Source organism: Shewanella litorisediminis, assembly GCF_016834455.1.
GTDB classification, from domain to species: domain Bacteria; phylum Pseudomonadota; class Gammaproteobacteria; order Enterobacterales; family Shewanellaceae; genus Shewanella; species Shewanella litorisediminis.
Window position 1 is genome coordinate 372,501 of record NZ_CP069213.1, and the last position, 13,871, is coordinate 386,371.

9 protein-coding genes, 4 tRNA genes and 4 rRNA genes (1 of these 17 only partly in view) are annotated in these 13,871 nt (G+C 49.5%); 8 read left to right on the plus strand and 9 right to left on the minus strand.

Annotated elements, in window-relative coordinates; all coding sequences use genetic code 11:
- From JQC75_RS01715 to rrf (JQC75_RS01750), 8 genes are all read left to right on the plus strand, one after another.
- Nucleotides 1-193 (plus strand): 16S ribosomal RNA (locus tag JQC75_RS01715); it begins 1,350 nt to the left of the window's first position.
- 70 nt (nucleotides 194-263) lie between these two features.
- Nucleotides 264-340, plus strand: a tRNA-Ile gene (locus JQC75_RS01720).
- A gap of 121 nt (nucleotides 341-461) precedes the next feature.
- A tRNA-Ala gene (locus tag JQC75_RS01725) sits at nucleotides 462-537 on the plus strand.
- Between the two features lie 275 nt (nucleotides 538-812).
- A 23S ribosomal RNA gene (locus JQC75_RS01730) occupies nucleotides 813-3,706 on the plus strand.
- A 91-nt stretch (nucleotides 3,707-3,797) separates the two neighbouring features.
- A tRNA-Val gene (locus JQC75_RS01735) sits at nucleotides 3,798-3,873 on the plus strand.
- Nucleotides 3,874-3,942: 69 nt separating this feature from the next.
- Nucleotides 3,943-4,058: ribosomal RNA gene (gene rrf, locus JQC75_RS01740) — 5S ribosomal RNA — on the plus strand.
- A 43-nt stretch (nucleotides 4,059-4,101) separates the two neighbouring features.
- Nucleotides 4,102-4,177: transfer RNA gene (locus tag JQC75_RS01745), tRNA-Thr, on the plus strand.
- A 40-nt stretch (nucleotides 4,178-4,217) separates the two neighbouring features.
- Nucleotides 4,218-4,333 (plus strand): 5S ribosomal RNA (rrf, locus tag JQC75_RS01750).
- Together the 16S, 23S and 5S rRNA genes with 4 tRNA genes alongside form the textbook arrangement of a ribosomal RNA operon.
- Before the next feature lie 127 nt (nucleotides 4,334-4,460).
- Here the strand turns inward: rrf (JQC75_RS01750) and mutT are convergent.
- From mutT to nadC, 9 genes are all read right to left on the minus strand, one after another.
- Nucleotides 4,461-4,856 carry an 8-oxo-dGTP diphosphatase MutT gene (gene mutT / locus JQC75_RS01755; protein ID WP_203325796.1) on the minus strand — a complete coding sequence of 132 codons (396 nt, stop codon included), beginning with the start codon at nucleotides 4,854-4,856 and terminating at the stop codon, nucleotides 4,461-4,463.
- A gap of 41 nt (nucleotides 4,857-4,897) precedes the next feature.
- Nucleotides 4,898-5,113 carry a DNA gyrase inhibitor YacG gene (yacG, locus tag JQC75_RS01760; protein ID WP_203325797.1) on the minus strand — a complete coding sequence of 72 codons (216 nt, stop codon included), beginning with the start codon at nucleotides 5,111-5,113 and terminating at the stop codon, nucleotides 4,898-4,900.
- Between the two features lie 62 nt (nucleotides 5,114-5,175).
- Entirely contained in the window at nucleotides 5,176-5,910 is a 735-nt protein-coding gene (gene zapD, locus JQC75_RS01765; protein ID WP_203325798.1) for a cell division protein ZapD, read from the minus strand.
- Complete coding sequence (coaE, locus tag JQC75_RS01770) at nucleotides 5,903-6,520, minus strand: dephospho-CoA kinase (RefSeq protein WP_203325799.1); 618 nt, start codon at nucleotides 6,518-6,520, stop codon at nucleotides 5,903-5,905. The genes zapD and coaE overlap by 8 nt, the downstream gene beginning before the upstream one ends.
- Nucleotides 6,520-7,434 carry a prepilin peptidase gene (locus JQC75_RS01775; protein WP_203325800.1) on the minus strand — a complete coding sequence of 305 codons (915 nt, stop codon included), beginning with the start codon at nucleotides 7,432-7,434 and terminating at the stop codon, nucleotides 6,520-6,522. The genes coaE and JQC75_RS01775 overlap by 1 nt, the downstream gene beginning before the upstream one ends.
- A 46-nt stretch (nucleotides 7,435-7,480) precedes the next feature.
- Nucleotides 7,481-8,740: a type II secretion system F family protein gene (locus tag JQC75_RS01780; RefSeq protein ID WP_203325801.1), complete on the minus strand. Its 1,260-nt coding sequence runs from the start codon at nucleotides 8,738-8,740 to the stop codon at nucleotides 7,481-7,483.
- 158 nt (nucleotides 8,741-8,898) lie between these two features.
- On the minus strand, nucleotides 8,899-10,605 hold the full coding sequence (gene pilB / locus JQC75_RS01785) for a type IV-A pilus assembly ATPase PilB (protein WP_203325802.1): 1,707 nt from the start codon (nucleotides 10,603-10,605) through the stop codon (nucleotides 8,899-8,901).
- Between the two features lie 51 nt (nucleotides 10,606-10,656).
- Nucleotides 10,657-11,133, minus strand: coding sequence for a pilin (locus tag JQC75_RS01790; protein WP_203325803.1), 477 nt, complete (start codon nucleotides 11,131-11,133; stop codon nucleotides 10,657-10,659).
- 1,593 nt (nucleotides 11,134-12,726) lie between these two features.
- Entirely contained in the window at nucleotides 12,727-13,584 is an 858-nt protein-coding gene (gene nadC / locus JQC75_RS01795) for a carboxylating nicotinate-nucleotide diphosphorylase (protein WP_203325804.1), read from the minus strand.
- Nucleotides 13,585-13,871: the final 287 nt, after the last annotated feature.

The window sequence follows — 13,871 nt, forward strand, 5'->3', positions numbered from 1 at the left end:
ATCGTGGATCAGAATGCCACGGTGAATACGTTCCCGGGCCTTGTACACACCGCCCGTCACACCATGGGAGTGGGCTGCACCAGAAGTAGATAGCTTAACCTTCGGGAGGGCGTTTACCACGGTGTGGTTCATGACTGGGGTGAAGTCGTAACAAGGTAGCCCTAGGGGAACCTGGGGCTGGATCACCTCCTTACCTAAGCGACACATTACCCTGCTGAGTGTTCACACAGATTGCTTGATAGACGAAAAGAGACAAATGCGATGGGTCTGTAGCTCAGGTGGTTAGAGCGTACGCCTGATAAGCGTAAGGTCGGTAGTTCGAGTCTACTCAGACCCACCAAATCTCATTGATGCGTCGTTGGAAACGTCGTCGTTTACGCGAGTAAACTTCCTTCGTTCCCGCCTTGCCTGAATGAGATTTTTAATCAACGCATTTGTGTCAGACTGCATATTGCAGAAACGGGGCTATAGCTCAGCTGGGAGAGCGCCTGCTTTGCACGCAGGAGGTCTGCGGTTCGATCCCGCATAGCTCCACCACTATCAATATGTGAGTCTCAGGACTTAGGTCCCAAGGATAGAGACGCCAAAGATAAGTGATGAATTTATCTTTGGCTTTTTTAAGCCCGCTCTTTAACAATTTGGAAAGCTGATAGTAGAAACTGGATCTTCGGATTCAGTTAATACAAAAATTGAGTTCTCAAACACTTCAATCAAGTGTTTTGGAAATTCTTCAAGGCGAGTTCAGTAAAATGAACTATCGAAAAACCAGCTGGTTGCAATACAGCCGGTGAGGAAACTCATCCGGGTTGTATGGTTAAGCGACTAAGCGTATACGGTGGATGCCTTGGCAGTCAGAGGCGATGAAGGACGTAGTAACTTGCGAAAAGCGTTGGTGAGGTAGTAACAACCGTTATAGCCAGCGATGTCCGAATGGGGAAACCCGGCAGCATAAGCTGTCATCACTACATGAATACATAGTGTAGTGAGGCGAACGAGGGGAACTGAAACATCTAAGTACCCTCAGGAAAAGAAATCAACCGAGATTCCCTCAGTAGCGGCGAGCGAACGGGGATTAGCCCTTAAGTCTTCGGGGTGTTAGTGGAATGGTCTGGAAAGTCCAACGGTACAGGGTGATAGTCCCGTACACGACAACTAACCAAAGATGAAATCGAGTAAGGCGGCACACGTGATATGTTGTCTGAATATGGGGGGACCATCCTCCAAGGCTAAATACTCCTGACTGACCGATAGTGAACCAGTACCGTGAGGGAAAGGCGAAAAGAACCCCTGTGAGGGGAGTGAAATAGAACCTGAAACCGTATACGTACAAGCAGTGGGAGCGGTTCTTGAGACCGTGACTGCGTACCTTTTGTATAATGGGTCAGCGACTTACGTTTTGTAGCGAGGTTAAGCGAATAGCGGAGCCGTAGGGAAACCGAGTGTTAACTGCGCGTTTAGTTGCAAGGCGTAGACCCGAAACCCGGTGATCTAGCCATGGGCAGGTTGAAGGTTGAGTAACATCAACTGGAGGACCGAACCGACTAATGTTGAAAAATTAGCGGATGACTTGTGGCTGGGGGTGAAAGGCCAATCAAACCGGGAGATATCTGGTTCTCCTCGAAAGCTATTTAGGTAGCGCCTCGGACGAACACCTTTGGGGGTAGAGCACTGTTAAGGCTAGGGGGTCATCCCGACTTACCAACCCTTTGCAAACTCCGAATACCAAAGAGTGCTATCCGGGAGACAGACGGCGGGTGCTAACGTCCGTCGTCAAAAGGGAAACAACCCAGACCGTCAGCTAAGGTCCCAAAGTAATTGCTAAGTGGGAAACGATGTGGGAAGGCTTAGACAGCTAGGATGTTGGCTTAGAAGCAGCCATCATTTAAAGAAAGCGTAATAGCTCACTAGTCGAGTCGGCCTGCGCGGAAGATGTAACGGGGCTAAGCAATTCACCGAAGCTACGGGTGTGCACGATAACGTGTACGCGGTAGAGGAGCGTTCTGTAAGCCGTTGAAGGTGAAGGGGTAACCCACACTGGAGGTATCAGAAGTGCGAATGCTGACATGAGTAACGATAAAGGGGGTGAAAAACCCCCTCGCCGAAAGACCAAGGGTTCCTGTCCAACGTTAATCGGGGCAGGGTGAGTCGACCCCTAAGGCGAGGCCGAAAGGCGTAGTCGATGGGAAACGGGTTAATATTCCCGTACTTCTGCTAACTGCGATGGAGAGACGGAGAAGGCTAGGCCAGCACGGCGTTGGTTGTCCGTGTTTAAGGTGGTAGGTAGTGTGCTTAGGCAAATCCGGGCACACATATACCGAGAGCTGATGACGAGGTGCTACGGCACTGAAGTGGTTGATGCCATGCTTCCAGGAAAATCTTCTAAGCTTCAGGTTAGCAGGAATCGTACCCCAAACCGACACAGGTGGTCGGGTAGAGAATACCAAGGCGCTTGAGAGAACTCGGCTGAAGGAACTAGGCAAAATGGTACCGTAACTTCGGGAGAAGGTACGCTGCTGTTGGTGACGGGACTTGCTCCCTGAGCTGACGGCAGTCGCAGATACCAGGTGGCTGCAACTGTTTATCAAAAACACAGCACTGTGCAAACTCGCAAGAGGAAGTATACGGTGTGACGCCTGCCCGGTGCCGGAAGGTTAATTGATTGGGTTATCGCAAGAGAAGCTCATGATCGAAGCCCCGGTAAACGGCGGCCGTAACTATAACGGTCCTAAGGTAGCGAAATTCCTTGTCGGGTAAGTTCCGACCTGCACGAATGGCGTAATGATGGCCACGCTGTCTCCAGCCGAGACTCAGTGAAGTTGAAATTGCGGTGAAGATGCCGTATACCCGCGGCTAGACGGAAAGACCCCGTGAACCTTTACTATAGCTTGGCACTGAACATTGACCCTACATGTGTAGGATAGGTGGGAGACTTTGAAGCGGGAACGCCAGTTCTCGTGGAGTCGACCTTGAAATACCACCCTTGTAGTGTTGATGTTCTAACCTCGGTCCGTGAATCCGGACTAGGGACAGTGCCTGGTGGGTAGTTTGACTGGGGCGGTCTCCTCCCAAAGAGTAACGGAGGAGCACGAAGGTTGGCTAAACACGGTCGGACATCGTGTGGTTAGTGTAATGGCACAAGCCAGCTTAACTGCGAGACAGACACGTCGAGCAGGTACGAAAGTAGGTCATAGTGATCCGGTGGTTCTGCATGGAAGGGCCATCGCTCAACGGATAAAAGGTACTCCGGGGATAACAGGCTGATACCGCCCAAGAGTTCATATCGACGGCGGTGTTTGGCACCTCGATGTCGGCTCATCACATCCTGGGGCTGAAGTCGGTCCCAAGGGTATGGCTGTTCGCCATTTAAAGTGGTACGCGAGCTGGGTTCAGAACGTCGTGAGACAGTTCGGTCCCTATCTGCCGTGGGCGTTGGAAGATTGAGGGGGGTTGCTCCTAGTACGAGAGGACCGGAGTGAACGAACCGCTGGTGTTCGGGTTGTCATGCCAATGGCATTGCCCGGTAGCTACGTTCGGAATCGATAACCGCTGAAAGCATCTAAGCGGGAAGCGAGCCCCAAGATGAGTCTTCCCTTGGACCTTGAGTCCACTGAAGAGCCGTCCGAGACCAGGACGTTGATAGGCAGGGTGTGTAAGCGTTGTGAGGCGTTGAGCTAACCTGTACTAATGACTCGTGCGGCTTAACCATACAACCCAGATGGGTTTTGACTGATGGTTGAAGTAGATAGTCTTGAAGAACCAGACTTGATTGAAGTGATAACTCAATAACACAGAATACCGGTCGCTTAGCTCAGCCGGGAGAGCACCTCCCTTACAAGGAGGGGGTCACTGGTTCGATCCCAGTAGCGACCACCATCTTTTTCTGCGAAATGCAGCTTTCCGAATTGCATGTTCTTGCTGAAAGGCGAGGGCATAACGCATTTGTCTGGTGACAATAGCGCTCTGGTCCCACCTGATCCCATTCCGAACTCAGTAGTGAAACGGAGCAGCGCCGATGGTAGTGTGGGGTCTCCCCATGTGAGAGTAGGTCATCGCCAGACGCCTAATTCTGATTTGCACTTTTAAAGTGAAATCAAAGAGTTTGCTGATATGGCTCAGTCGGTAGAGCGCATCCTTGGTAAGGATGAGGTCCCCAGTTCGATTCTGGGTATCAGCACCATTATTCGCCGCCAGGTACTAAATGGCAGCAACAAAATTTGCTTGGAAACCATAGCGCTGTGGTCCCACCTGATCCCATTCCGAACTCAGTAGTGAAACGCAGTAGCGCCGATGGTAGTGTGGGGTCTCCCCATGTGAGAGTAGGACATTTCCAGGCATCAAATACAAGAACCCCGACGGTAACGTCGGGGTTTTTCTTTATCTGCTATTCGATAACGTCGGCATCTGTTTACACAAACAGGTGTTTTACACCATTGCTGATGTAAAACACCTTAATTTGAGTATCAGGCGAAGTCTTTTATTACCTTGTCGAGAATAGGCTGATTGGCATCGGGGAATTGATACTGGCCAATCTCCTGCAGTGTTACCCATTCGATTTGCTGGCCTTCAGCGCCCACCGCATCGCCGCTGAAGTCTTCGACCAAATGAATATCAAGCAGCACCTGTTTATCTGGATAATCATGGCTGATTTCCATATAAGGTAGACTAGAGTGTATAGTCAGACCGACTTCTTCCCTCAGCTCGCGTTTAAGAGCGTCTGAAGTAGTTTCGCCGGCCTCTACCTTGCCGCCTGGGAACTCCCATTTTCCACCTTGGTGAAGGTGGCCATGGCGCTTTGCCAGCAAGATGCTGGCGCCTTTTTTGATAATGCCTACGGCAACGTGAACACGCTTGGTCATAACACGACTCTTAGATAGTAGATTTGGGATTGGGATTTCGATCAATCCGGTGCTTTGAAAAAGTCAGCTTCTTCGTAGCCGAGCTGATCCAGCAGCTCTTCACTGATGTCATCTTTTACTGGAATGGCATGCTTCTCGGACGCCCAATCTCCCAGGTCAATCAGTTTGCAGCGTTCACTGCAAAATGGCTTGAAGGCGGAGGAGGCGTCCCAGATAACAGGTTTTTGGCACTGGGGACACTTAACCGTCAATGTCATGAGAAAAACCTTATCGGATGGAATAACAAACCCAAAATTGGGATGGCTTTATGGTAAAGCCTTCAGGCGCAGGTCGCCAGCTTAAAGGCAATGGTCTTGTCGGAATGGCGTTGATCGGCGAATTGAACGAAGTGAATGGCGTAGCGGGTTTTGTGACCACTGATGGTGGGATAACAACCCTGTGCCGGATCAATCTTAACCCGGATGAGAGAAAGCGGTTGGGCATTGGTTCCCTGATAGAAACCGCCGGCTGCCGTTGCGTCTTGATACTCAGACGTACTACGAATTAGTGAGAGAAGTAAGCTCACGGGGGTAAGCAGGGGAGTAAAGTGCTCAACCCACTGCAGATATTCTCCCCTGCGTTCATCCCAGGGCTTGGCGAGCCAATAATGCAGTTGAGGCAGGTCGAAATTACAACAGGCGCCGGGCATGCCGAATCGTTGCCGCAATGCGCTTAAAAATCTATCTTGCTTTAGTGCACTGCCAATGCGAGAAGGGTTCTGAAGCTGTTCTCTGGCTTTAGACAATCCATCGACAAGATTTTGGACTTGAGGCGCGTCTACGTGGGGTAATAATTGCCACTTGGCGAGAATAAAAAGTTGTCTGTCTATTTCTTTAAGAAGATCGCCACGGTAATCGCAGCGTTCATTTAATTCGAGTAAAGAAAACAAAGGATAGAAACAGCGCTGCTGATGGTCATTTTCCAGATTATGTTGCACCTGCTGGGCGAGATATTCGAGCCGCAGGTAGCTGCGGATCTTTTCGTTCAGTGGTTGCTCATATATCAAGTCAGTCATGCGGTGCTTTTGATGCCGCCAGTGTTAAATAGTACTGGTGGAGCCGGTTAACCTGCTCCCTGAGGTCGGCTATCTCTCCTCTATTGTCGATAATGTCGTCAGCTTTTTGTAGCCGCTCTTCCCGGCTGATTTGGCTGGCGATGATGTTGGCGATTTGGGCTTCGCTCACGTTATCCCGTTTGACGGTACGTTGGATTTGTAATTCAGGTGAAATATCAACCACCAAAGTCCGATCAACTAAGCTATCCAACCCATTCTCAAATAGCAAGGGCACAACCAAAATAACATAATCTGAATCGGATTTTTTTGCTGCAGAAAGCATGGTTTGCCGAATCATGGGGTGGAGTAAATTGTTCAGCCAGAGCCGCTCAGATTCATTGGTAAAAATCCGCTCTCTGAGCTTGGCGCGATCGAGACTGCCATCGGCTTGGAGAATGCCACTACCGAAGTGGGTTTCAATCGCCTTGAGTCCGGTTGAGCCAGGCTCAACTACTTCCCTGGCGATAACATCGGCATCCACCAGCTCGATGCCTTGTTCGCCAAAGAGATTGGCGACGGTTGTTTTGCCACTGCCGATTCCGCCGGTGAGGCCCAGAATAAACTCGGCCATCAAAGAGAACCCAGATACCAGCTGACTATATCTTGTCCCCAAATAAGCGCTATCCAGCCGGCGGCTGCGATATAAGGGCCAAATGGGATGGGATTTTCACGATTATGGTTTTTCCAGACCATCATCAGGATGCCAACGATGGCACCTACCAAGCTTGATAGCAGGATGATAAGCGGCAGCATCTGCCAGCCGAGCCAAGCGCCAAAGAGCGCCATCAGTTTAAAGTCACCGTAACCCATGCCTTCTTTGCCGGTGGTGAGCTTAAACAGCCAATAGACAGACCAAAGCGACAGATAACCGGCAGCAGCACCTATCAACGCATCTTCCAGGTTAGTAAATAACCCCTGATAGTTAAGCAGCAATCCAAGCCACAGCAGTGGAAGCGTGAGGCTGTCTGGCAGCAACATTTCATCGAGGTCAATACCCGACATGGCAATTAAGCCGAAGGTCAGTAATGCAGTTGCCACAAATTGCCAAGTCGGGCCGAAGTGCCACGCCAGCGTTGCAACGGTCAGGCCGGTAAAGGCTTCAACTATGGGGTAGCGGCTTGAGATAGGGGCTTTGCAGGCGGCACATTTACCGCCAAGGATTAGCCAACCCATTACCGGCAGATTGTGCCAGGGTTTAATATGAGTACCACATTTAGGGCAGGATGAACCTGGAAAAATCAGGTTGTAACGCTCCGGATAACTATCAATGGGTTTTTCCAAATTTGTTTTACCAATCTTTTTGAAAAGTTCAGGTTGGTACTCTTCGAGATAAGCATTACATTCCTGCTGCCACTCTCTTTTTATCATTACGGGTAAACGATGAATTACCACGTTTAAGAAACTGCCAATGGTGGCGGCGAAGAGGAACGCGAGCAAAATAAAGAGCCAGGGGTACTGGCTCATCAGGGAGATAAATTCAGTCATCTAATTCTTAAGTTTTAAAATTATTCTACGTTTTAAAATAGCGCTTTTAGCCAACCACGTTACCCATCTGGAAGATAGGCAGATACATACCAACAATCAGGCCGCCCACAAGGGTGCCGATAACCACCATCATAATGGGTTCAATCAGGCTTGAAAGGCCATCCACAGCATCATCTACCTGCATCTCATAGATGTTGGCAATTTTATTGAGCATATTATCGAGCGAACCTGACTCTTCACCAATCATCACCATTTGAATCAACATATCTGGGAAGAGATTAACGGTGCGCATAGCTACGTTCATTTGCATACCTGCCATCACTTCGGTGCGAATTCTCAGAAGGGCTTTACGGTACACGGCATTGCCAGAAGCGCCTGCTGCAGACTCCAAACCGTCAATTAACGGCACACCGGCAGCGAAGGTGGTCGCCAGGGTGCGGGCAAATCGTGCCATGGCGGCCTTGTGTAAAATTTCACCAATTATAGGTATTTTAAGCACAAATTCGTCTTGCCTGTCTCTCACCGCCTGGGAGTTTCTGTGTGCCCTGACATAGAGCCAGATTGAGACAACGATGGCGGTCAGGAAGAAATACCAGGATGACTGCAAAAATCTGGAAATATTGATAATCATCTGCGTGAAAGCAGGAAGCTCTGCACCAAAGCTTGCGAAAATCTCTTCAAACTGGGGCACTACAAAGAGCAGCAGTAAGGTGGTAACAGCAATAGCCACCACCACAACCGCAGCTGGGTAGAACATGGCTTTTTTGATTTTTGACTTAAGGGCTTCTGCTTTTTCTCTATAGGTTGCGATGCGGTCAAATACAGTATCGAGAGAACCCGAGTGTTCACCGGCGGCAACCAGGTCGACATACAAGTCATCGAAGTAAATCCTGTGGGGACGCAGCGCATCAGAGAGCGGAATACCCGCTTGAATGTCATTGAGAATGGTACCCAGCAACTCCCTCATCTTGGGCTTTTCATGGCCTTTACCGAGGATTTCTATGGTAGTGACCAAGGGCACGCCTGCCATCAGCATGGTGGCGATTTGGCGGGTGATCATGGCGATATCCATCGCATTGATCTTTTTATTGCTGGCACCAAAGAGGCCATCAGACTTTTTACGGACGACCTTGGGGTTTATTCCTTGATTTTTAAGAATAGTTTTAATTTCGGCGACAGATGCGCCCCTGAGTTCGCCGCTGGATTTTTTTCCATCGCGGTTCAAGCCCTTCCATTCAAAGTTGTAGACCTTGGGGGCCAGCTTTTGTGTCTGCTTTTTGGATTTGTTTGCGACGGCCGTTGCCATGTCCGTTCCTTCCTTTTTTATCAGCTCGACTTGTCAAGTTGAATGCTGCCGCTCAATGTTCGAATCCATTAATAAGCGGCTGGGTGGGATTGTTCTTTTAGTTATAGTCTATCTGATAGTTATAGCCTGCCTGCTCATTAGTGCTTGGGGCCATAGCATCAGAAACTGGTGACGCGGTTTACCTCGGCAATACTGGTCACCCCTTGTATTACCTTAAGGAGCCCTGACAAACGTAGGTCTCTTACCCCCTGAGACTTGGCCATGCGAGCAATTTCCAAAGAGTTACCACCTTCCATGATAACCCTTGCAATCTCATCGCTCATGGGCATCACTTCGTAGATACCCACCCGGCCTTTATAACCACCGGAGCATAAATCGCAGCCACAGGGTTTGTAGGCAGTGAAGCCTTCAGCAATCTGTGCCTCATTAAAGCCCAAACGCTCCAGCTCGTGATTGGGTATGTCTTCCGGTTGTTTGCACTCGGGGCAAAGGCGCCGGGCGAGGCGCTGGGCAATAATCAAATTCACCGAACTTGCAATGTTGTAGCCGGGTACGCCCATGTTCAGGAGGCGTGTCAGGGTTTCGGCGGCAGAATTGGTGTGCAGGGTAGATAACACCAGGTGGCCGGTTTGCGCCGCTTTAATGGCTATCTCTGCGGTCTCCAAATCCCGGATTTCCCCCACCATCACAACGTCAGGGTCCTGTCGCAAAAATGAACGCAGCGCCGAGGCAAATGTAAGCCCCGCTTTGGTGTTGATGTGCACCTGGTTTACACCTTCGAGGTTAATTTCCACCGGGTCTTCCGCCGTGGAAATATTGCGCTCGGCTGTATTAAGGATGTTAAGGCCAGTGTAGAGAGATACGGTTTTACCCGAACCAGTGGGGCCTGTCACCAAAATCATCCCCTGGGGCTTGGCAAGGTTATCCAAATACAATTGTTTCTGGTCTGGCTCGTAACCCAGCTTCTCAATCCCCAACTGGGCTGAGGATGAGTCCAGAATACGCATTACAATTTTTTCGCCCCAGAGTGTCGGCAGGGTGCTTACCCGAAAGTCAATACTCTTGGTGCGGCTGAGCTTCATCTTGATGCGGCCGTCCTGGGGCAGGCGGCGCTCGGCAATATCGAGTTTGGACATTACCTTTAAGCGGGCGGCAATACGGCCTGAGAGATTAATTGGCGGCTCTGATACTTCGTGCAGAATGCCATCGATACGAAAACGAATGCGGTAGCGCTTTTCGTAAGGCTCGAAGTGTAAATCCGATGCGCCGCGGCGAATGGCATCGGTCAGAATTTTGTTGATGTAAATAACAATGGGCGCATCGTCGGCGCCTTCGTTATCATTTTCCGGTCGCTTATCGGTATCGGCGACCTCAATGCCTGCCAGCGATTCTTCGTCTATACCGCTCAGGTCCAGTGCGCTGATGTCTTCCTCAAGGATTTTCTCGAGTGCAACTATTAGCTTGTCATCTTCCACCAAAATGGCTTCGGCGTGCAGGCCAGCGGAAAACTGGAAATCTTCGAGGGCGGCGATGTTGGTAGGGTCTGAAGTGCCTATATAGAGGCGGTTGCCGCGTTTAAAGAGTGGCAGGCAGCGGTGTTTTTCAATGAGTTTTTTGTTGAGGAACTCTTCAGGGATGCTTTTTATGTCAAATTCGGCCAAGTCCAGCAGCGGCGTGCCGTATTCCTCGTAGCAGAGCTCGGCGATTTCCCGTGCCGATAAAAGCTTGCTGGCCACCAGGGTGGTGACCAGCGAAAACCGGTTTTTTCGAGATAAGGAGACGGCCTCCGACAACTGTTCTTCAGTGAGCAGCTTTTTACGGATGAAGAGCGTCGATAGTCCTAAGTTAAGGCCGGTCGTTGGCATTATTTAACCCGAAAAGATTGGGAGCAAAAGCCCCCAATTGAACTTAGTATGTTAACACAAGCCAGCTGCTTGACAGGTACCACTAGCAGACCAAGAAACAGATCCACCTGGAGTCGGAGTTCCAGTCAAGATGTATGTGTAAGGACCTCCATCAAATGTTGGTTCTCCGACTGATGTTACGGTCACAATCACAGGACCATTTGGATCAAGTACATCAGGAGTGAGTGGATCATTGTCGTCGTCAATGTATGTACCGTCGATTTCAACAGTCTCTACCTTGGGACCATCAGCCCATCCAGTCGAGTCTTCTTGTAAAGTGGCACATGAAGAACCAGTTTGAATACAGATATCGACAGCGGTTTTCGCTGGGGTAGCTGCTAGCACCACTTCACTGAACTTGGCGCGTTGAGTGTAAGTTTTGTACGCAGGCAGCGCGATGGCGGCCAGGATACCGATGATGGCGACTACGATCATCAGTTCAATCAGGGTGAAACCCTTGGCGTTCTTTTTAAAATTGATACCTTTCATTTCTCTCTCCGTTTATTGCTAAGTAGTGGCGGGTAGCTCAGTTTTGTAGCTCTCCAACCTCTGTGCAAATTAACTCAACTCAGTTTGTTTAGTCACCAAATGTTATGGCAGACCTTACATCCAGTTGTTTTATGACCAAATTGGTGCAAGCTTAATCGCGTTAGGATTTCTCTGCAGTCACTGCTGATGTTCATCGATGCTCGCTCTTGACTCCATTGAGAGTCAATCACGAATAAACCTATGAACACTTCATCAACACCTGATGCATTCAAATCTGCCTGCAATTTGGCTGTGCGCCAGTTCTCACCCTGTGTGGTTGGCCGCGGGATAACATTTACTGCTATTACAGCAGTGACAGTTATGCCGTCGAACTCACCACCTTGGTTTATTATTGCCCCATCGTACAGATTGTGTTCAGACTCAAAAGCTTAAGCTCAACACCATCCACCCGTTGAGGTAGAAACCGATTATGGCCCTTTCGGCTGTCTCGGTTGTGTGCGTTATACCGACAAAGCTTATGTCGCGTTTGGTCGCGCATCGGCTCAACCTTGGTTTAAACACCGCAGTTTGAGCTTTGCATTACCTTCAGCCATCACCATCCATATTTACTTTGTATTACTCAGACATGAAACGTCCAAGTTAATAAAATGTAATCATCGAGGTTAGGGCATAACGTACTTTATTCCGTAGGTGCAGTAAAGTGAGCTTGCTTGTTGTCAAGAATCTCGCCAAGAAGTGAATTTGAATTTGCCTTTGGGCCCTTTCTCTTTCACTACATTTGCTAAATTTTTGCTCCAACCATGCCGCTTTCTTGTACCAGCCGGAAAGGCCATAAAGCCTAGGCTAAAGTTAGTACAAAGTTTGCAAAAATGAAACAAGAAATTGCACGAAAGTCTGTGCTATTCGCTTAATTTTTCTAAGGTAGTTTGTTTTGCATGCGCTTTGTTCTAACAATTTTTTGACTATGATGCACACCCTGACGGTTTTGTGTTCTCAGTCAAAAAAATGTCGCGCAAAAAGTCATCAGATAGCCAGCTGGACTGAAGATGCTGAGTCACTGAAATACAACTTATGGTTGATGCTTGTGCAGAGGTTGTTCTGAAGAATACACCTTGCATCAGTCGATCCTGTGGTGTCGAACTTTGTCTATTATGTCGGTTATTTCAAACAGTTTGTCACTCTGCTATAGGTCTCAGCGGTTGGTTGGATGTTCTGCTTTTGGTTACTTTCTAAAACATTCATTTGTCTGTGCATTTATCTGTGTCTTCTCAGGCTTTCGGCACAAAGCACATCTGTTTACCCGCGTCGGCCGCAACCGAGGAGCGAACAAGGTGACTGAATCCGAAAGATAGAAAGCAGTGTGCAAAGCCGGCGCTCATAAGCACCGCTATAGGGTGCTTTTGGGTTTAAGTCGATTTGGACACCAGTAAAGCGTGGCGAATGACCATACGGCATAACATCTGGGCCAAAACGCCTGGCCCAGAATGTCTGGTCTAAAACGTCCAAGGCAGACGAAACGTGAGCGCAGGTTACAAACGGGCAGTTGCCGGGCAAGGTTCATGTCTCGTAAGCAACTGCCCAAACCTAAGCTTGTTAGTGTTTAAGCCTCAGGGAAAGATCCATGGCGCGGACGTGTTTGGTGAGTGCACCCACAGAAATGAAGTCGACACCGGTTTTGGCAAACTCACCCAAGGTGTCCAGGGTCACGTTACCCGATACTTCCAGCTTGGCACCGCCACCTTGCGCCTTGAATGCATCATTGATGGCAACGGCCTCAATCATCATGGTGACATCGAAGTTATCCAGCATGATGATGTCGCTGCCCGCTCGCAGCGCTTCTGTCAGCTCTGCCAGGGATTCAACCTCAACTTCAACCGGCTTGTCCGGGTGCAGGGTTCTTGCCTTGTCTATAGCGGCTTTAATGCCCCCACAGGCCATAATGTGATTTTCTTTAATCAGAAAAGCATCGTACAGGCCAATGCGGTGGTTTTTGCCGCCGCCACAACTTACTGCATACTTTTGTGCCGTCCGCAGTCCGGGGATGGTTTTGCGGGTATCAAGCAGGCGGCAATCGGTTCCTGCCAGTTTATCCACGTAAACCCGGGTCAGGCTGGCGACGCCGGACAGGGTCTGGATAAAGTTCATCGCGGTACGTTCACCGGTGAGGATAGCGCGTGCGGGGCCGGACAACTCACACAGAACCTGATTCGGTACCACCCAATCCCCATCGTCTACATGCCAGTGTATTGCCACTGTGCCACCAAGCTGATTGAACACTTGCTCAGCCCAAGCTTTGCCACAGAAGATCCCTTCTTCGCGGGTAATAAGTGTCGCCTCGGCAATTTTATCCTCGGGGATGAGCTGAGCCGTGATGTCGGCGCTGGCATCGCCGTGGCCAAGATCTTCATCCAATGCGGCTTTCACTGAGAGTCTGATGTCATTTTCCAGCATGACGACGTCCTTTGCTTTACTTATTCTTACTTGCTAACGGGTATGGTCGGTTCGAGGGCGCATTTTTAGAATCGCCTTTATGTCCAAAGGATACCATGAGCCGGCGCATTGGTGCAGCGATTGCTTAATTGAATGGTATGGTGACAGGCGCACTTAAAGCGCAGCTCTCGGCTATCGTGATAGTGATGCAGGGGAAAAATCGCTACAATCTCCGTCAGTTATACTTCAAACTACAGTGCTACAAACTCTAGTGACAGTAAACTTGGCTTTTTTAGTCGCCACTGCCG

Coding starts and splice junctions, on each gene's coding strand:
- mutT (WP_203325796.1), bottom strand. CDS start 4,856: ATGACCAAGCGTGTTCACGTTGCCGTAGGCATTATCAAAAAAGGCGCC.
- yacG (WP_203325797.1), bottom strand. CDS start 5,113: ATGACATTGACGGTTAAGTGTCCCCAGTGCCAAAAACCTGTTATCTGG.
- zapD (WP_203325798.1), bottom strand. CDS start 5,910: ATGACTGACTTGATATATGAGCAACCACTGAACGAAAAGATCCGCAGC.
- coaE (WP_203325799.1), bottom strand. CDS start 6,520: ATGGCCGAGTTTATTCTGGGCCTCACCGGCGGAATCGGCAGTGGCAAA.
- JQC75_RS01775 (WP_203325800.1), bottom strand. CDS start 7,434: ATGACTGAATTTATCTCCCTGATGAGCCAGTACCCCTGGCTCTTTATT.
- JQC75_RS01780 (WP_203325801.1), bottom strand. CDS start 8,740: ATGGCAACGGCCGTCGCAAACAAATCCAAAAAGCAGACACAAAAGCTG.
- pilB (WP_203325802.1), bottom strand. CDS start 10,605: ATGCCAACGACCGGCCTTAACTTAGGACTATCGACGCTCTTCATCCGT.
- JQC75_RS01790 (WP_203325803.1), bottom strand. CDS start 11,133: ATGAAAGGTATCAATTTTAAAAAGAACGCCAAGGGTTTCACCCTGATT.
- nadC (WP_203325804.1), bottom strand. CDS start 13,584: ATGCTGGAAAATGACATCAGACTCTCAGTGAAAGCCGCATTGGATGAA.